Source organism: Streptomyces sp. NPDC002536 (assembly GCF_053594995.1).
In genome coordinates, this window is record NZ_JBSFWU010000009.1 from 39,329 (window position 1) to 54,903 (window position 15,575).

Here is a 15,575-nt window from a genome sequence, read left to right on the forward strand (position 1 = left end):
GAGTCTCCCCCGCACAGCACGAAGGCGCAGCTCAGGACGGGCGTACGGGCGGTGTCGCCGTCCGTACGGTCCTGGGCCGCGCCTTTGCGGGAGGGAGGGAGCGGGCCGGGGGTCAGCCCTGCGTCTGCGCCTGGGTCTTCGGCTGCCCCATGCCCATGGCGCGCATGATCATGCCGACGACACCGCCGAGCAGGACGATGACCAGTCCGGCCCAGAAGCCCACCGGCTTGGCCATCACGACGAACGCGCCGGAGACGCAGAAGCCGATGAAGGCGATGATGACACCGGTCCACGCGGCCGGGGTGTGTCCGTGGCTGCTACCCGACATGAGACTGACTCCTCGTTGCTGTATCGCGCCTGCGGGCGCAGAGATCACTCCGGGACATTGTTCCGTACGCGCCGTGCCGGTCCGCTCCGGGGTGGGCGTGTCCCGGCCGCGTCACGGGCGGCCTCACCGGCCGGCTCCGCCGGTGGGGTCCTCGCCGCGGTCGAGGGCCTTCCACAGGTCCTCGGGGCGGTCGGGGTCGGGTACCGCGGCGGTGCGCCGCGGGCGGGGGGCGCCGTCGCGCTCGTAGCGGCCGGACATGGCGGGCCAGTCGCGGCCGTACCGCAGGGCGACCAGCCCGGCCAGGAGCAGCAGGGCACCGCCCGCGAGGGCGACCCACGGCCAGGCGGTGTGGGTGACACCCTGGACGGTCGCCTCGGTCAGGCCGTTGACCTTGGCGGCCTTCTGGTCCAGCGCCCCGGTGTCCGAGGCGCCCGTGACGGCGCCCGCGACGACGCCCGCGCCGCTCAGCGCGAGCAGCGCGGCGACGAGCAGCCGCCCGGCCCCGCGCACCGCGAAGACGGCCACCAGGGCGGCCAGCCCGACGACGGCCAGCGCCGTGGGCAGGCCGCTGATGTCCTGGCCGGTGGCCTGCTGGGGCAGGGTGCCGCGGGCGACGGCCGCTGCGCCCTCGGCCCAGGTGCGGCCGCCCGCGAGCAGCACGAGCGCCGCACCGGCGGCACCGGACAGCAGGGCGACGGCGACACTGCGCCGGCCGCCGCGCCGCGCGCGGGGGGTGGCGGACTCGGCCTGGGGGCGGGGGTGGGGTACTGCTGCGCTCACGGTTCCACTATCCCCCGGCGTTTTCCGGCCCGCGCGACCGGGGTGCCCGGCACGCTCACCGGGCTCACGGCGCAAGCCGGTTGGCGGTGTGCACGGCGCGCAGCACCGCGGCGGCCTTGTTGCGGCACTCGGCGTCCTCGGCCGCCGGGTCGGAGTCGGCGACCACGCCGGCGCCGGCCTGGACGTAGGCGGTGCCGTCGCGCAGCAGGGCCGTGCGGATGGCGATGGCGGTGTCGGAGTCCCCGGCGAAGTCCAGGTAGCCGACGCAGCCGCCGTACAGCCCCCGGTGGGTGGGCTCCAGCTCCTCGATGATCTGCATGGCCCGCGGCTTGGGGGCGCCGGAGAGGGTGCCCGCGGGGAAGCAGGCGGTCAGCACGTCGAAGGCGGTGCGGCCGGGGGCCAGGCGGCCGGTGACGGTGGAGACGATGTGCATCACGTGGCTGTAGCGCTCGACCGACATGAAGTCGACGACCTCGACGCTGCCGGGCTCGCAGACCCGGCCGAGGTCGTTGCGCCCGAGGTCGACGAGCATCAGGTGCTCGGCGCGCTCCTTGGGGTCGGCCATCAGCTCCTCGGCGAGCGCGGCGTCCGCCTGCGGGGTGGCGCCGCGCGGGCGCGTCCCCGCGATGGGGTGCACCATGGCGTGCCCGTCCTCGACCTTGACCAGCGCCTCTGGGCTGGACCCGACCACGTCGAAACCCTCGAAGCGGAACAGGTACATGTAAGGGCTCGGGTTGGTGGCCCGCAGCACCCGGTAGACGTCCAGGGCCGAGGCCGTGCACGGGGTCTCGAACCGCTGCGAGGGAACGACCTGGAAGGCCTCGCCCGCGCGGATGCGCTCCTTGATGTCGTCGACGGCCGCCATGTAGTCGGGGCCGCCCCAGCGCGCGGTGTACTCGGGCAGCTCGGAGGAGGGCAGGGCGACGGGCTGCGTGGGCTCGGGCCGGTGCAGGTCGGCGGCCATGGCGTCGAGCCGGGCGACGGCGTCGGCGTAGGCCTCGTCGATGCCCGTCGACAGGTCGTTGTGGTTGATCGCGTTGGCGATCAGCAGGACGCTGCCGCTCCAGTGGTCCAGGACGGCGAGGTCCGAGGTGAGCAGCATGGTCAGCTCGGGCAGGCCCAGTTCGTCCCGGCCGTGCTCGCCGATCTTCTCCAGGCGGCGGACGATGTCGTAGCCGAGGTAGCCCACCATGCCGCCGGTGAACGGCGGCAGTCCCGCACCCTCTATCAGGTCGCGCGGGGTGTGCAGGGCCTCGACGGTGGCCCGCAGCGCGTCCAGCGGATCGCCGTCGACGGGGACGCCGACGGGCGGGGTGCCGAGCCAGTGGGTCTGCCCGTCGCGGACGGTGAGGGTGGCGGAGCTGCGGACGCCGATGAAGGAGTATCGGGCCCAGGTGCGGCCGTTCTCGGCGGACTCCAGCAGGAACGTGCCGGGGCGCTCGGCGGCGAGCTTGCGGTAGAGGCCGACGGGGGTGTCCCCGTCGGCGAGGAAACGGCGGGTGACCGGGATGACGCGACGGTCCTTCGCGAGCATCCGGAAGGTCTCGGCGTCGGGGCTGATGCCCTCTTGCTTGGCAGCCATGCCCTGGGAGCCTAGCGGCTCTGTTTGGCGTCGGGGTTCGACTGCGGGTTCGTTGTGGCTGGTCGCGCAGTTCCCCGCGCCCCTTACGGGGCGCGCCGGTTCACGGCAAGAGGACGTCCCCGTCGAAGCATGTCCTCGTGCCCGTGTGGCACGCGGGCCCGACCTGGTCGACCTTGACCAGGAGGGTGTCGCCGTCGCAGTCCAGGGCCACGGACTTCACGTGCTGGACGTGGCCGGACGTGTCGCCCTTGACCCAGTACTCCTGCCGGCTGCGGCTCCAGTAGGTGCAGCGGCCGGTGGTGAGGGTGCGGTGGAGGGCCTCGTCGTCCATCCAGCCGAGCATGAGCACCTCACCGGTGTCGTACTGCTGGGCGACGGCGGGGACCAGACCGTCTGCGCTGCGCTTGAGGCGGGCGGCGACAGCCGGGTCGAGAGCGGAGGAATTGCCTGTCATGCCCCCCATTCTGCCGCGGCCGCCGTAGGCTGGCGCCATGTCGACCCACGCGCAGCGCGAACGCCTGCTCCTCGCCGACCTGTTGGAGACCTCGGGCCCCGACGCCCCGACGCTCTGCGAGGGCTGGAACGCCCGTGATCTCGCCGCACACGTGGTGGTGCGCGAGCGCCGCGCCGACGCCGCGGCCGGCGTGCTGTTCAAGCCGCTGGCGGCCCGGCTGGAGCGGGTGCAGGCGGAGTTCGCGGCGAAGCCGTACGAGGAGCTGGTGCAGCTCGTCAGAAGCGGGCCGCCGAAGGTCTCGCCGTTCGCCCTCAAGCAGATCGACGAGGCGGCGAACACGGTGGAGTTCTACGTGCACACGGAGGACGTGCGCAGGGCGCAGCCGGACTGGACGCCGCGGTCCGTGGACCCGGTCTTCGCGGACGCCCTGTGGACCCGCCTGGAGGCGATGGCCCGGGTGCTGGGCCGCCGCTCGCCGGTCGGCCTGGTGCTGCGGCGCCCCGACGGACGGACGGCGGTGGCCCGGAAGGGGGCTCCGGTGGTCACGGTGACCGGTGAGCCGACCGAGCTGATCCTGTTCGCCTTCGGCCGGCAGAAGGCCGCCGAGGTCGAGCTGGAGGGCGACGACATGGCCGTCGCCAAGCTGGGGGCGGCGAAGCTGGGCATCTGAGACGCCCGCGCCACCGCGCCCCGTCGACCGGCCCGCAGCTCACCGCACCGGGTGCCCCGCCTCCCGCAGCGAACCCTTGACGTCACCGATCCGCAGATCGCCGAAGTGGAACACCGAAGCGGCCAGCACCGCATCGGCCCCCGCCTCCACCGCCGGAGCAAAGTGCTCAAGGCGCCCCGCACCACCACTCGCGATCACCGGCACGGTGACGTGCTTCCGCACCGCGCGGATCATCTCGGTGTCGTAGCCGTCCTTCGTGCCGTCCGCGTCCATGGAGTTCAGCAGGATCTCGCCGGCGCCCAGTTCGGCGGCGCGGTGCGCCCACTCGACCGCGTCGATGCCGGTGCCGCGGCGGCCGCCGTGCGTGGTGACCTCGAAGCTGCCGGACGCGGTGCGCCGGGCGTCCACGGACAGCACGAGCACCTGGCTGCCGAACCGCTCGGCGATCTCGCGGATCACGTCGGGGCGCTCGATGGCGGCGGTGTTGATGCCGACCTTGTCGGCCCCGGCGCGGAGCAGCTTGTCGACGTCCTCGGGGGTGCGCACGCCGCCGCCGACCGTCAGCGGGATGAACACCTGCTCGGCCGTGCGGCGCACGACGTCGTAGGTGGTCTCGCGGTTGCCGGAGGAGGCCGTGATGTCGAGGAAGGTCAGCTCGTCGGCGCCCTCGGCGCCGTAGACCCTGGCCATCTCGACGGGGTCGCCGGCGTCGCGCAGGTTCTGGAAGTTGACGCCCTTGACGACCCGGCCGTTGTCCACGTCCAGGCAGGGGATGACTCGGACCGCCAGGGTCATGTGCTCGTTGCTCCTCGGAAGGCTTCTACTTCTACTTCGACCAGCGCGCGGGAGTCGACGAAGCCGGAGACCACGACCATGGTCGAGGCCGGCCGGACGTCGTCGAAGAGCTCCTTGTGGGCGCGGCCGACCGCGTCCACGTCGCGCACGTGGGCCAGGTACATACGGGTGCGGACGACGGACTCGGTGCCGAGTCCGAGCTCCTTCAGGGCGTGCAGCGCCTTGCCGAAGGCCGCGAGCGTCTGCTCGTAGGGATCGCCCTCGCCCTGGATCACGCCGCCGGTGATGGGCAGCGTGCCGGAGACGAGGACCCGGTCCCCCGCCTCCACGGCCCGTGCGAATCCGATCGTCTCCTCCCAGGAGCTGTCCGACTGCACACGCCGTGATGCGGGGGATTCGGTCATGCCGACACCGCCTCCAGTGCCTCTTCCAAGGTGAACGCCTTGGCGTAGAGAGCCTTGCCGACGATGGCGCCTTCCACACCCTCCGGTACCAGGGTGGCAAGCGCACGCAGATCGTCAAGGGAGGAGACGCCGCCGGAGGCGACGACCGGCCGGTCGGTGGCGGCGCAGACGTTCTTCAGCAGCTCCAGGTTGGGGCCCTGGAGGGTGCCGTCCTTGGCGATGTCGGTGACGACGTAGCGGGCGCAGCCCTCGGAGTCCAGGCGGGCCAGGGTCTCGTAGAGGTCGCCGCCGTCGCGGGTCCAGCCGCGGCCGCGCAGGGTGGTGCCGCGGACGTCGAGGCCGACGGCGATGCGGTCGCCGTGCTCGGCGATGACCTTGGCGACCCACTCGGGGCTCTCCAGGGCGGCGGTGCCGAGGTTGACGCGGGTGCAGCCGGTGGCGAGGGCCGCGGCGAGGGAGGCGTCGTCGCGGATGCCGCCGGAGAGCTCGACCTTGATGTCCATGGCGCGGACGACCTCGGCGACCTGGGCGCGGTTGTCACCGGTGCCGAAGGCGGCGTCGAGGTCGACCAGGTGCAGCCACTCGGCGCCGGCGCGCTGCCAGGCCTGTGCGGCGGTCAGCGGGTCGCCGTAGGAGGTCTCCGTGCCGGACTCGCCGTGGACGAGGCGGACGGCCTGGCCGTCGCGGACGTCGACGGCGGGGAGGAGTTCAAGCGTGGGCATCAGAGCGTCTCGATCCAGTTGGTCAGCAGCCGGGCTCCGGCGTCGCCGGACTTCTCGGGGTGGAACTGCGTGGCGCACAGCGGCCCGTTCTCGACGGCGGCCACGAAGGGCTCGCCGTGCGTGGCCCAGGTGACCTGCGGCGGGCGGATGACGTCGCTGCCGACTTCGAAGTTCCACTCGCGCACGGCGTAGGAGTGCACGAAGTAGTAGCGGGTGTCGGGGCCGAGGCCGGCGAAGAGCCGGGTGTCCTCGGGCGGGGTGACGGTGTTCCAGCCCATGTGCGGGACGACGGGTGCCTTGAGCGGCTCGACGATGCCGGGCCACTCGTCGAGGCCGTCGGTCTCGACGCCGTGCTCGATGCCGCGCGCGAAGAGGATCTGCATGCCGACGCAGATGCCCATGACGGGCCGCCCGCCGGACAGCCGGCGCTCGACGATCCAGTCGCCGCGCGCGGCGCGCAGCCCCTGCATGCAGGCGGCGAAGGCGCCGACGCCGGGGACGAGCAGCCCGTCGGCGTTCATGGCCTTGTCGTAGTCACCGGTGATCTCGACGTCCGCACCGACGTGGGCGAGGGCGCGCTCGGCGGAACGGACGTTGCCGAAGCCGTAGTCGAAGACGACGACCTTCTTCTTCGCGTTTCCGCTCATGACCACAGCCCCTCGATGCGCAGGATGCCCGCGGCGAGCGACATGGCCGAGCCGATGGCCAGGAGCGTGATGATGCTCTTGGACATCTTCTGCTTCCAGAAGGAGTAGACGCCGCCGAGGAGGAAGAGCCCCAGCAGGATGAACAGCGTGGAAAGGGAGTTCACAGGGCGCCCTTCGTCGACGGGATGATCCCGGCGGCGCGCCGGTCGCGCTCGCAGGCGTAACGCAGGGCGCGGGCAAGGGCCTTGAACTGGCACTCGACGATGTGGTGCGCGTTGCGCCCGTAGGGCACGTGGACGTGCAGGGCGATCTGGGCCTGCGCGACGAAGGATTCCAGGATGTGCCGGGTCATCGTCGTGTCGTAGGCACCGATCATCGGCGCCATGTTCTCGGGCTCGCTGTGCACCAGGTAGGGGCGGCCGGAGAGGTCGACGGTGACCTGGGCGAGGGACTCGTCCAGCGGGACCGTGCAGTTGCCGAAGCGGTAGATGCCGGTCTTGTCGCCGAGGGCCTGCTTGAAGGCGGCGCCGAGCGCGAGGGCGGTGTCCTCGATGGTGTGGTGGGTGTCGATGTGCAGGTCGCCGTCGGTCTTGACCGTGAGGTCGAAGAGGCCGTGGCGGCCGAGCTGGTCGAGCATGTGGTCGTAGAAGCCGACGCCGGTGGACACGTCGACCTGGCCGGTGCCGTCGAGGTCTATCTCGACGAGCACGGACGTCTCCTTGGTGGTGCGCTCAACGCGGCCCACGCGGGGGTTCATTGGTTCTCCTTGCGAATGGTGCGCACCGCTTCGAGGAACGCGTCGTTCTCGGCCGGGGTGCCCGCGGTGACGCGGAGCCAGCCCGGTACGCCGTTGTCCCGTACCAGCACGCCCTGGTCGAGGATGGCCTGCCAGGCGGTGTGGCTGTCGGGGAAGCGGCCGAACTGCACGAAGTTGGCGTCGGATTCGGTCACTTCGCAGCCCATGGCGCGCAGCTCGGTGACGATGCGGTCGCGCTCGGCCTTGAGCTGCTCGACGTAGCCGAGCAGCGTGTCGGTGAACTCCAGGGCGGCCAGGGCCGTGGCCTGGGTGACCGACGAGAGGTGGTACGGCAGGCGGACCAGCTGCACGGCGTCGACCACGGCGGGGTGCGCCGCGAGGTAGCCCAGGCGCAGCCCGGCCGCGCCGAAGGCCTTGGACATGGTGCGCGAGACGACCAGGTGCGGGCGGCCCGCGAGGAGCGGGAGCAGCGAGGGGCGGTGGCTGAACTCGCCGTAGGCCTCGTCCACGACGACGACCGACGGCTTGGCCGCCTGCGCGGCCTCGTACAGCCGCAGCACGGTCTCCTCGGTGACCGCCGTGCCCGTCGGGTTGTTGGGCGAGCAGATGAAGACCACGTCGGGCTTGTGCTCGGCGATCGCTGCGACGGCCGCGTCGGTGTCGATGGTGAAGTCCTCGTGGCGGGGGCCGGGGATCCAGCCGGTGCCGGTGCCGCGCGAGATGAGCGCGTGCATCGAGTACGAGGGCTCGAAGCCGAGGGCCGTGCGGCCGGGTCCGCCGAAGGTCTGCAGCAGCTGCTGGAGGACCTCGTTGGAGCCGTTGGCGGCCCAGACGTTGCGCAGGCCGACCTCGTGCCCGGTGGTGCGGGTGAGGTAGGCGGCCAGCTCGGTGCGCAGCTCGACCGCGTCCCGGTCGGGGTAGCGGTTGAGGTGGCGGGCCGCCTCGGCGACGCGCTCGGCGATGCGGGCGACGAGCGGCTCGGGCAGCGGGTAGGGGTTCTCGTTAGTGTTCAGGCGTACGGGCACGTCGAGCTGGGGGGCGCCGTACGGGGACTTTCCGCGCAGTTCGTCCCGGATGGGGAGATCGTCGATACCGGTCACTTGCTCTGCGGCACCTTCCAGTCGAACCTCGCCTTGACCGCGGCACCGTGCGCCGGCAGGTCCTCGGCCTCGGCCAGCGTCACCACGTGCCCGGCGACCTCGGCGAGCGCCTCGCGGGTGTAGTCCACGACGTGGATGCCGCGCAGGAAGGACTGCACGGACAGCCCGGAGGAGTGGCAGGCGCAGCCGCCGGTGGGCAGCACGTGGTTGGAGCCGGCGGCGTAGTCGCCGAGCGAGACGGGCGCGTACGCGCCGACGAAGATCGCTCCCGCGTTGCGCACCCGGGCGGCGACGGCGGAGGCGTCCGCGGTCTGGATCTCCAGGTGCTCGGCGGCGTAGGCGTCGACGACCGCGAGGCCCTGGTCGATGCCGTCGACGAGGACGATGCCGGACTGGCGGCCGGTGAGGGCCGGGACGATCCGGTCCTCGATGTGCTTGGTGGCGGCGACCTGGACCTTGAGCTCCTGCTCGACCGCGGCCGCCAGCTCCTCGGAGTCGGTGACGAGCACGGAGGCGGCCAGCGGGTCGTGCTCGGCCTGGCTGATCAGGTCCGCGGCGACGTGCACCGGGTCGGCGGTGGCGTCGGCGAGGACGGCGATCTCGGTGGGTCCGGCCTCGGCGTCGATGCCGATGCGGCCCTTGAGCAGCCGCTTGGCGGCGGCGACCCAGATATTGCCGGGGCCGGTGACCATGGTGACCGGGCGGCATTCGTCGGTGCCGTAGGCGAACATGGCGATCGCCTGGGCGCCGCCGGCCGCGTAGACCTCGTCGACGCCCAGCAGCGCGCAGGCGGCCAGGATCGTCGGGTGCGGCAGACCGCCGAAGTCGGCCTGGGGCGGGGAGGAGACGGCCATCGAGCCGACGCCGGCCTCCTGGGCCGGGACGACGTTCATGACGACGGACGAGGGGTAGACGGACCGGCCGCCGGGCACGTACAGCCCGACGCGCTCCACCGGCACCCAGCGCTCGGTGACGGTGCCGCCGGGCACGACCTGGGTGGTGTGGTCGGTGCGGCGCTGCTCGCGGTGGACGATGCGGGCGCGCCGGATGGACTCCTCCAGGGCCGCGCGGACGGCCGGGTCGAGCTCCTCCAGGGCACGGGTGATCGCCTCGGCGGGGACCCGCACGCGGTCGATCGTGACGCCGTCGAATTTCTCCGCGTAGTCGATCAAGGCCGCGGTGCCGCGATGATGCACGTCCTCGCAGATGGGCCGCACCTTCTCCAGGGCGGCTGCAACGTCGAGTTCGGCTCGGGGCAGCAGGTCGCGGTCGATACCGCCCTCAGGGAAGGCAGCACCGCGCAGATCGATTCGGGAAATCACACGGCCAATTGTCTCAGACCCGTCCCGTCGCACGTTTCTCCGTACCACCCTCTGGAACGGTCGGCACGGACGGTGTCCGGCCCGCCACAGGGGGAATGGGGATCCGTAGCACGACCGTACGGGTGACGGAAGGGGGCGCGGTGACCGAGCAGACGGACGGCGGGCTTCCGCACGGGCTGGATCTCACCCCTGCCGAGCAGGGGATGTGGCAGGCGTTCCGCCAGGGCAGCACCCACGACCTGCGGGCCGCCGAGCACGAGCGCAACGATCCGGACGGCCCGCACGCCTGGGGCCCCGAGCGCAGCGTGCGCGCGACGGTCGTCGCGCTGCTGCTCCTGGACGGCCCGCCCGCGCTGCCCGGCCGGGTGGCCGCGCTCAAGCTCAACGGGGTGCGGATCACCGGCCGGCTCGACCTCTCCGGCGGGACCGTCGTCCCCTACGTCGAGCTGCACAACTGCCGCTTCGACCAGCAGCTGCTGCTGCCCGAGTGCCACTTCACCACCCTGCGCCTGGTCGGCTGCGCCATTCCCCGGCTGGAGGCCGCCCGGCTGCGCACCGAGGGCGATCTGCACCTGCCGCGCTCGGTGGTGCGGCACGGCATCCGGCTGACCGACGCCCACATCGGCACGGACCTGCTGCTCAACCAGGCCGTGGTGCGCCGGGACCGGCACGGGGTGTCCGTCGCCGCGGACGGCCTGACCGTCGGGCAGGACCTGCAGGCCGAGCTGATGCGCTCCTACGGCGAGCTGAGCCTGCGCGGCGCCACCGTCGGCGCCTCGCTGAGCCTGCGCGGCTCGGCCCTGCACAATCCCTACGGCCGGCGCGCGCTCAACGCCCCGCAGCTCACCGTGGAGCGCACCCTCTACCTCACGGCGGTCGGCATCAGCGGATCCGCCTTCCCCGGCGGCACTCCCCCGTACGGCATCACCCCCGGCACGCCCGAGCGGGGCACGCGGGTGCAGCGCTTCGAGTGCCACGGCGGGGCGCGGCTGGACGACGGGCGGTTCGGCGACGCGGTGGACCTGAGCCAGGCGCTCTTCGTGATGCAGCCGGACCAGGAGCTGTCGCTGCGCCGCGTCCAGACGCCCGAGCTGCGCTTCCTCGGGGACCGGCCGGAGCGCGGCCGGGTGGTGCTGTCGGGGGCCCGGGTCACCAACCTGGTGGACCGCTACGACAGCTGGCCGGGCCCCGGCGGGCTGACGATGGCCGGCTTCTTCTACGAGAACCTCATACCCCTGGGCCGCTTCCCGCTCCCGCTGCGCCTGGAGTGGGTGGCCGCGGCCACCCCGGAGTACGCGCCGGAACCCTACGAGCGGCTGGCCGCCGCCCTGCGCGACGGCGGGGAGGACGAGGACGCGCGCGAGGTGCTGCTGGCCAAGCAGCGGCGCCGACGCGAGACGCTGCCCCCGGCCGGCCGGGCCTGGGGATATCTGCAGGACTGGACCGTGGCCTACGGCTACCGCCCGGGCCGGGCGGCGGTGTGGATGGCGGTGCTGTGGGCGCTGGGGACGCTCTACTTCTCCCACCAGCACTTCGAACCGGTCAAGGAGAACGAGGGCCCCTCCTGGAACCCCGAGCTCTACACCCTGGACCTGCTGCTGCCGGTCGTCGACCTGGGGCAGGGCCTGGCCTGGAAGACCACGGGCCTCGCGCAGTGGCTGTCGGCCGCACTGATCCTGCTGGGCTGGGTACTGGCGACGACGGTCGCCGCCGGGGCCTCCCGGCTGCTGCGCCGCCAGTGAACTCCCGGCACCCTGTCGGCTCCGGCCATTAGGCTTACCGGCTGTGACCAGCGCTCGCCTTCCCATCTTCCCGCTGAACTCGGTGCTCTTCCCGGGGCTCGTGCTCCCGCTCAACGTCTTCGAGCAGCGGTACCGCGCCATGATGCGCGAGCTGTCGGCGCTGCCGGAGGAGATGCCGCGCCGCTTCGGCGTCGTCGCCATCCGCGACGGCCGCGAGGTCGCGCCCAGCGCGCCGGGCCTGCCCGAGCAGGCCCGCCCGGAGCCGGGGCCGGCGTCCGGATTCGGCCCCGACCCCCTCGCGTCCTTCTACTCCGTGGGCTGCACGGCCGAGGCGGCCACCATCCGCGAGCGTCCGGACGGCACGTACGAGGTCCTCGCCAGCGGCACCACCCGCTTCCGGCTGCTGTCGGTCGACGCCACCGGCCCCTATCTGACGGGCGAGGTGGAGGAGATCCCGGAGCAGCAGGGCGACGAGGCGGGCGCCCTGGCCTCGGGTGTGGTGCGGGCGTTCCGCGCGTACCAGAAGCGGCTGGCCGGGGCGAGCGAGCGCTCGCTGGCCGGGCAGGCGGATCTGCCCGGGGAGCCGTCGGTGCTGTCCTATCTGGTCGCGGCCGCGGCGGTGCTGGACACCCCCGCCAAGCAGCGGCTGCTCCAGACGCCGGACACCGCGTCGCGGCTGGCGGAGGAGCTGAGGCTGCTGCGTGCCGAGACGGCCTTGATCGGTAAGCTCCCGTCGCTGCCGGCCGTGGAGCTCACCAGACGGCCGACCAGCCCCAACTGACCGAGGGGACGGACGCGTTGGCGAAGACGAAGAAGCAGGGTGCGGGCTCGACGCCCGCCATCGTGGCCCTGGAGAAGGCCGGTACGGCGTTCTCCGTGCACGCCTACGAGCACGACCCCGCCGTGGCGTCCTACGGCGAGGAGGCCGCGCAGGCGATGGGCGTCGAGCCGGGCAGGGTCTTCAAGACCCTGGTGGCGGACGTCGACGGCAGCCTGACGGTCGCGGTCGTGCCGGTGTCCGGCTCGCTGGACCTCAAGGCCCTGGCCGCTGCGCTCGGCGGCAAGCGGGCCGCGATGGCCGACCCGGCCCTCGCGGAGCGCACCACGGGGTACGTACGGGGCGGCATCTCCCCGCTCGGGCAGCGCAAGCGGCTGCGCACGGCGCTGGACGCGTCGGCGGGCGCGCACCCCACGATCTGCGTGTCGGCCGGCCGCCGGGGCCTGGAGGTGGAGCTCGCACCGGGAGACCTGGCGGCGCTCACGGGCGCGGTGGTCGCACCGATTGCGCGTGCGTGAGCCCTGGACGGTTCCGCTGCGCTCGGCTACCACCGAGGGGTAGAGGAGGGGATGCCCATGTCCAAGCGGACCCGCAAGCGGAGGTGGCGCCTGAAGAAGGGCCGGGCGAATCACGGCCGTAGGCCGGCCTAGGGAGTGGCCGCGCCCCAAAGGGGCGCGGGGAACTGCGCGATCAGCCACGACGCGCCCGCAGTCGAAGTACTCGGGGCTTCGCCCCGGACCTCTGGGGTAGCGCGTCGCCTGCGGGCCGGTGGGGGCTGGTCGCGCAGTTCCCCGCGCCCCTTTGGGGCGCCTGGTCGCGCCCACGCGGCGGAGCCGCATATGTGAACAGCCCCGCGCCCCTTACGGGGCGCTAGGCCTCCGCCGTCGGCCAGTGCGGCGCCGGCTCCGGGTCGCGCGGTCCGAACAGGGCCGTCAGCCCCAGGTGAACCGCCATCGCGGCCAAGGGCCACGCCAACAGCGTGCCCTTGGCCCCCAGCTTCAGCGGCCCGTCGAAGACGACCCCCTTGCCCACGGCCCGCGCGTGCGCGGCCACGTCCGACGTCGGCCCCAGCCAGACGCCCAGCCGCCAGCCGATCAGCGAGGCCAGCAGCGAGCCCACCGCCAGGCCCACCACGACGGCGATGCCGCCGCTGCGGCGGAACCAGAAGACCAGCGCCGCGCTCACCGCGCCGAACCCCAGCCCCAGGAAGGCGAAGACGCCGTCTGCGCCGACGGCCTGCTCACCCTCCGAGTTGCGCAGGTACACCGCCTTGCCGTCCGAGATCAGCGGCACCCGCGGCGCCAGCCACAGCCACAGCAGCCCCAGCAGCAGCCCGGACACCGTCACGGCCGCCAGGACGACGGCGGACTGCCGCGCCTCGGTGCGCAGGTCGTGCGCGGGGGCGGCGGGCTGCGGTTCCTCGGGAACGGCGGGCGGGTCGTGCGGGGAAAGCGATGCGGTCACCCCGTCATCGTGCCAGGCCGGTGCGGCCTCCTCGGCCCCAGGACGTCCCGTGCGGCGCGTCACCGCACGGCCGCCCGGCGGAAGGCCCAGGTGGCCGCGGCCAGCGACACCACGCCGACGGCCGCGCAGACCCCGAGGTCGGCGGCGACCAGCAGCCAGTCGGGGTGCGCGTCGAAGCTGCGGGCCAGCGCCTCCACCCCGTAGGTGGAGGGCAGCAGATCGCGCGCGAGGGCGACCGGCATCGGCATGTGCGAGGCCGGCAGCACGCCCAGCAGCAGCGCCGCGGACATGCCCAACTGGCCGGCCAGCGTGGCCAGTTCCTGGCGCGGCGCGAGCAGTCCCAGCGCCGCGCCGAGCCCGGAGAGCGCGGCCCCGGCGAGCGGGATCACCGCGGCCAGCACCCACAGGTGCCCCAGCGGCAGCTTGAACAGCACGCTGCCCACGACGGCCGTGACGGCCGTGCCGGGCACGGTGAAGGACGCGTACGCCCCGGCCGCGCCGAGCACCACCGCGGCGGGCGGCACCGGCAGCGTCGCGTAGTGGTCGAGCCCGCCTCCGGCGCGCAGCTGTCCGAAGTACTGGGCCAGGAGATTGAGCGCGACGAACGCCACGACGAGCACGCTGGAGCCGGACACGACGGCCCGCGCCGCGTCCCCGCCGTCCACGACGCCGCGCATCAGGATCATGATGCCGACGGACTGGAAGGTCGCCACGAACAGCAGCGGTATCCGCGCCACGCGGGCACGCGACAGCTGGGCGCGGTAGACCGCGGCCAGCGCGGGCAGCAGCCGGGCCCGCGGGCCGAGCGGGGCGGCCTCGCCGTCCCCGGCCCGGGCCCGGGCGTCGCCGCGCTCGCGGCTCTGCCCCGGCGCCACCCCGGTGGTCACAGCGCTCATCCCTTTACCAAACCCTCCGTACGACCGCCCAGCGCCAGATAGACGTCCTCCAGGCTGGGCGTGGCGAGCGTGAAGTCGTCGAGCGCGGCGAAGGCGGGGCCGCCGGTGACGGCGGCGACGGCGGCACGTGCCTCGGCGGGCCCGAGCCGCAGCGACCAGCGGCGCCCGGCCTCGGTCGCCGCGCCGCGCAGGGCGGCGACCTCGGGGACGTCCAGCGGGGGCTCGGTGCGCCAGACGAGGTCGACCCGGACCTCGTCGCCGACGAGCTGCTTGAGCCCGGCCGGGGTGTCGCAGGCGATGATCCGGCCGCTCTCCAGGACGGCGACCCGGTCCAGGACGGTCTCCGCCTCGATGACGTTGTGGGTGACGAGCAGCACGGTGGCGCCGCGCTCGGCGCGCCGCCGGTCGACGGCGGCCCAGACGGCGCGGCGGGCCACGGGGTCCATGCCGGTGGTGGGCTCGTCGAGGATCAGCACGGGCCGGTCGCCGACCAGCGCGGCGGCGAAGCAGGCGAGGCGGCGCTGGCCGCCGGAGAGCTTCTTCAGCGGCCGCGAGGCGATCGCGGTGAGCCCGAGCTCCTCCAGGACGGCGTCGCGCTCGGCGCGGGCGGTGCGCAGGTCCAGCCCGCGCAGCCGGCCGGTGGTCTCGGCGGCGAGGGAGACGGTCAGCTCGTCGAGCGCGGTGGAGTGCTGGCCGAGGTAGCCGACGAGCCGGGCGGCGCGCTCGGGGTGCCGGACGAGGTCGTGGCCGAGCAGCTCGACGCTGCCCGCGTCGGGCCGCAGCAGGCCGGTGAGCTGGCGGACGAGCGTGGTCTTGCCGGCGCCGTTCGGGCCGAGCAGCCCGAAGATCTCGCCGCACCGGATGTCGAGGTCGATGCCGGCGCTGGCCTGCACGGCCTCGGTGCCGGGGGCGCCGCGGCGGCCGCGCGCGGCGGGGTAGGTCTTGACGAGGCCGCGCACGGTGCACACCGGGGGGCTTGCCGCCCTTTCGACCGTTCTCACGAGCTATGAGGGTACGCGCCCGGGCGGCGCGGCTCGCCATGGGGGCTGCGCCCCGGCTGCGGGGACGGTGCGGGCCGTCTGTGGCTGATCGCGCAGTTCCCCGCGCCCCTTCGGGGCGCAAGCCCAAGTCCGG

19 protein-coding genes are annotated in these 15,575 nt (G+C 73.6%); 4 read left to right on the top strand and 15 right to left on the bottom strand.

Annotation, left to right across the window (positions count from 1 at the left end):
- Positions 1-112: 112 nt before the first annotated feature.
- The 4 genes from ACWD4B_RS05665 to hisI form a co-directional block, all read right to left on the bottom strand.
- A complete protein-coding gene (locus tag ACWD4B_RS05665) occupies positions 113-328 on the bottom strand; it encodes an HGxxPAAW family protein (RefSeq protein WP_451419565.1) in 216 nt (71 codons plus the stop codon).
- Between the two features lie 123 nt (positions 329-451).
- Complete coding sequence (locus ACWD4B_RS05670; RefSeq protein ID WP_451419566.1) at positions 452-1,108, bottom strand: TIGR02234 family membrane protein; 657 nt, start codon at positions 1,106-1,108, stop codon at positions 452-454.
- Positions 1,109-1,172: 64 nt separating this feature from the next.
- Positions 1,173-2,690, bottom strand: coding sequence for an anthranilate synthase component I (locus tag ACWD4B_RS05675; RefSeq protein WP_451419567.1), 1,518 nt, complete (start codon positions 2,688-2,690; stop codon positions 1,173-1,175).
- A 100-nt stretch (positions 2,691-2,790) separates the two neighbouring features.
- Positions 2,791-3,144, bottom strand: a complete 354-nt coding sequence (hisI, locus tag ACWD4B_RS05680; RefSeq protein WP_451419568.1) for a phosphoribosyl-AMP cyclohydrolase — start codon at positions 3,142-3,144, stop codon at positions 2,791-2,793.
- Between the two features lie 37 nt (positions 3,145-3,181).
- Here hisI and ACWD4B_RS05685 point away from each other — a divergent pair, with 37 nt between their 5' ends.
- Positions 3,182-3,814, top strand: a complete 633-nt coding sequence (locus tag ACWD4B_RS05685; protein WP_451419569.1) for a TIGR03085 family metal-binding protein — start codon at positions 3,182-3,184, stop codon at positions 3,812-3,814.
- 39 nt (positions 3,815-3,853) lie between these two features.
- On the opposite strand, the gene hisF is transcribed toward ACWD4B_RS05685, so the two are convergent.
- The 8 genes from hisF to hisD are packed head-to-tail and all read right to left on the bottom strand — an operon-like array spanning position 3,854 to position 9,561.
- Complete coding sequence (gene hisF, locus ACWD4B_RS05690) at positions 3,854-4,609, bottom strand: imidazole glycerol phosphate synthase subunit HisF (RefSeq protein WP_336412527.1); 756 nt, start codon at positions 4,607-4,609, stop codon at positions 3,854-3,856.
- A complete protein-coding gene (locus ACWD4B_RS05695; RefSeq protein ID WP_451419570.1) occupies positions 4,606-5,013 on the bottom strand; it encodes a RidA family protein in 408 nt (135 codons plus the stop codon). Before ACWD4B_RS05695 ends, hisF begins: the two co-directional genes overlap by 4 nt.
- On the bottom strand, positions 5,010-5,735 hold the full coding sequence (priA, locus tag ACWD4B_RS05700) for a bifunctional 1-(5-phosphoribosyl)-5-((5-phosphoribosylamino)methylideneamino)imidazole-4-carboxamide isomerase/phosphoribosylanthranilate isomerase PriA (RefSeq protein ID WP_451419571.1): 726 nt from the start codon (positions 5,733-5,735) through the stop codon (positions 5,010-5,012). The genes ACWD4B_RS05695 and priA overlap by 4 nt, the downstream gene beginning before the upstream one ends.
- Positions 5,735-6,382, bottom strand: coding sequence for an imidazole glycerol phosphate synthase subunit HisH (gene hisH, locus ACWD4B_RS05705; protein WP_451419572.1), 648 nt, complete (start codon positions 6,380-6,382; stop codon positions 5,735-5,737). The genes priA and hisH overlap by 1 nt, the downstream gene beginning before the upstream one ends.
- Positions 6,379-6,546, bottom strand: a complete 168-nt coding sequence (locus ACWD4B_RS05710; protein WP_336412531.1) for a hypothetical protein — start codon at positions 6,544-6,546, stop codon at positions 6,379-6,381. Before ACWD4B_RS05710 ends, hisH begins: the two co-directional genes overlap by 4 nt.
- Positions 6,543-7,139, bottom strand: a complete 597-nt coding sequence (gene hisB, locus ACWD4B_RS05715) for an imidazoleglycerol-phosphate dehydratase HisB (RefSeq protein WP_336412532.1) — start codon at positions 7,137-7,139, stop codon at positions 6,543-6,545. The genes ACWD4B_RS05710 and hisB overlap by 4 nt, the downstream gene beginning before the upstream one ends.
- Positions 7,136-8,239, bottom strand: coding sequence for a histidinol-phosphate transaminase (locus ACWD4B_RS05720; protein ID WP_451419573.1), 1,104 nt, complete (start codon positions 8,237-8,239; stop codon positions 7,136-7,138). The genes hisB and ACWD4B_RS05720 overlap by 4 nt, the downstream gene beginning before the upstream one ends.
- Positions 8,236-9,561: a histidinol dehydrogenase gene (hisD, locus tag ACWD4B_RS05725; RefSeq protein ID WP_451419574.1), complete on the bottom strand. Its 1,326-nt coding sequence runs from the start codon at positions 9,559-9,561 to the stop codon at positions 8,236-8,238. The genes ACWD4B_RS05720 and hisD overlap by 4 nt, the downstream gene beginning before the upstream one ends.
- A 140-nt stretch (positions 9,562-9,701) precedes the next feature.
- Between hisD and ACWD4B_RS05730 the strand changes: the two genes are divergently transcribed.
- Genes ACWD4B_RS05730 through ybaK form a run of 3 tightly spaced genes read left to right on the top strand, consistent with a single transcriptional unit; the run spans position 9,702 to position 12,599 of the window.
- Entirely contained in the window at positions 9,702-11,303 is a 1,602-nt protein-coding gene (locus ACWD4B_RS05730; protein ID WP_451419575.1) for an oxidoreductase, read from the top strand.
- Between the two features lie 43 nt (positions 11,304-11,346).
- Positions 11,347-12,084 carry an LON peptidase substrate-binding domain-containing protein gene (locus tag ACWD4B_RS05735; protein WP_336412536.1) on the top strand — a complete coding sequence of 246 codons (738 nt, stop codon included), beginning with the start codon at positions 11,347-11,349 and terminating at the stop codon, positions 12,082-12,084.
- Between the two features lie 17 nt (positions 12,085-12,101).
- Complete coding sequence (gene ybaK, locus ACWD4B_RS05740) at positions 12,102-12,599, top strand: Cys-tRNA(Pro) deacylase (protein ID WP_336412537.1); 498 nt, start codon at positions 12,102-12,104, stop codon at positions 12,597-12,599.
- Positions 12,600-12,951: 352 nt separating this feature from the next.
- On the opposite strand, the gene ACWD4B_RS05745 is transcribed toward ybaK, so the two are convergent.
- Genes ACWD4B_RS05745 through ACWD4B_RS05755 form a run of 3 tightly spaced genes read right to left on the bottom strand, consistent with a single transcriptional unit; the run spans position 12,952 to position 15,409 of the window.
- The gene (locus tag ACWD4B_RS05745; RefSeq protein WP_451419576.1) at positions 12,952-13,545 is read right to left on the bottom strand and encodes a hypothetical protein; all 594 of its coding nucleotides are present in this window, start codon (positions 13,543-13,545) and stop codon (positions 12,952-12,954) included.
- Between the two features lie 59 nt (positions 13,546-13,604).
- Positions 13,605-14,441, bottom strand: a complete 837-nt coding sequence (locus ACWD4B_RS05750; RefSeq protein WP_451419577.1) for an ABC transporter permease — start codon at positions 14,439-14,441, stop codon at positions 13,605-13,607.
- The gene (locus ACWD4B_RS05755; RefSeq protein ID WP_451419615.1) at positions 14,438-15,409 is read right to left on the bottom strand and encodes an ABC transporter ATP-binding protein; all 972 of its coding nucleotides are present in this window, start codon (positions 15,407-15,409) and stop codon (positions 14,438-14,440) included. The genes ACWD4B_RS05750 and ACWD4B_RS05755 overlap by 4 nt, the downstream gene beginning before the upstream one ends.
- Positions 15,410-15,575 lie beyond the last annotated feature (166 nt).

What these genes read in the sequence shown, in the direction of transcription:
- ACWD4B_RS05665 (WP_451419565.1), bottom strand. Translation starts at nt 328, where the DNA reads ATGTCGGGTAGCAGCCACGGACACACCCCGGCCGCGTGGACCGGTGTC.
- ACWD4B_RS05675 (WP_451419567.1), bottom strand. Translation starts at nt 2,690, where the DNA reads ATGGCTGCCAAGCAAGAGGGCATCAGCCCCGACGCCGAGACCTTCCGG.
- hisI (WP_451419568.1), bottom strand. Translation starts at nt 3,144, where the DNA reads ATGACAGGCAATTCCTCCGCTCTCGACCCGGCTGTCGCCGCCCGCCTC.
- ACWD4B_RS05685 (WP_451419569.1), top strand. Translation starts at nt 3,182, where the DNA reads ATGTCGACCCACGCGCAGCGCGAACGCCTGCTCCTCGCCGACCTGTTG.
- hisF (WP_336412527.1), bottom strand. Translation starts at nt 4,609, where the DNA reads ATGACCCTGGCGGTCCGAGTCATCCCCTGCCTGGACGTGGACAACGGC.
- ACWD4B_RS05695 (WP_451419570.1), bottom strand. Translation starts at nt 5,013, where the DNA reads ATGACCGAATCCCCCGCATCACGGCGTGTGCAGTCGGACAGCTCCTGG.
- priA (WP_451419571.1), bottom strand. Translation starts at nt 5,735, where the DNA reads ATGCCCACGCTTGAACTCCTCCCCGCCGTCGACGTCCGCGACGGCCAG.
- hisH (WP_451419572.1), bottom strand. Translation starts at nt 6,382, where the DNA reads ATGAGCGGAAACGCGAAGAAGAAGGTCGTCGTCTTCGACTACGGCTTC.
- hisB (WP_336412532.1), bottom strand. Translation starts at nt 7,139, where the DNA reads ATGAACCCCCGCGTGGGCCGCGTTGAGCGCACCACCAAGGAGACGTCC.
- ACWD4B_RS05750 (WP_451419577.1), bottom strand. Translation starts at nt 14,441, where the DNA reads ATGAGCGCTGTGACCACCGGGGTGGCGCCGGGGCAGAGCCGCGAGCGC.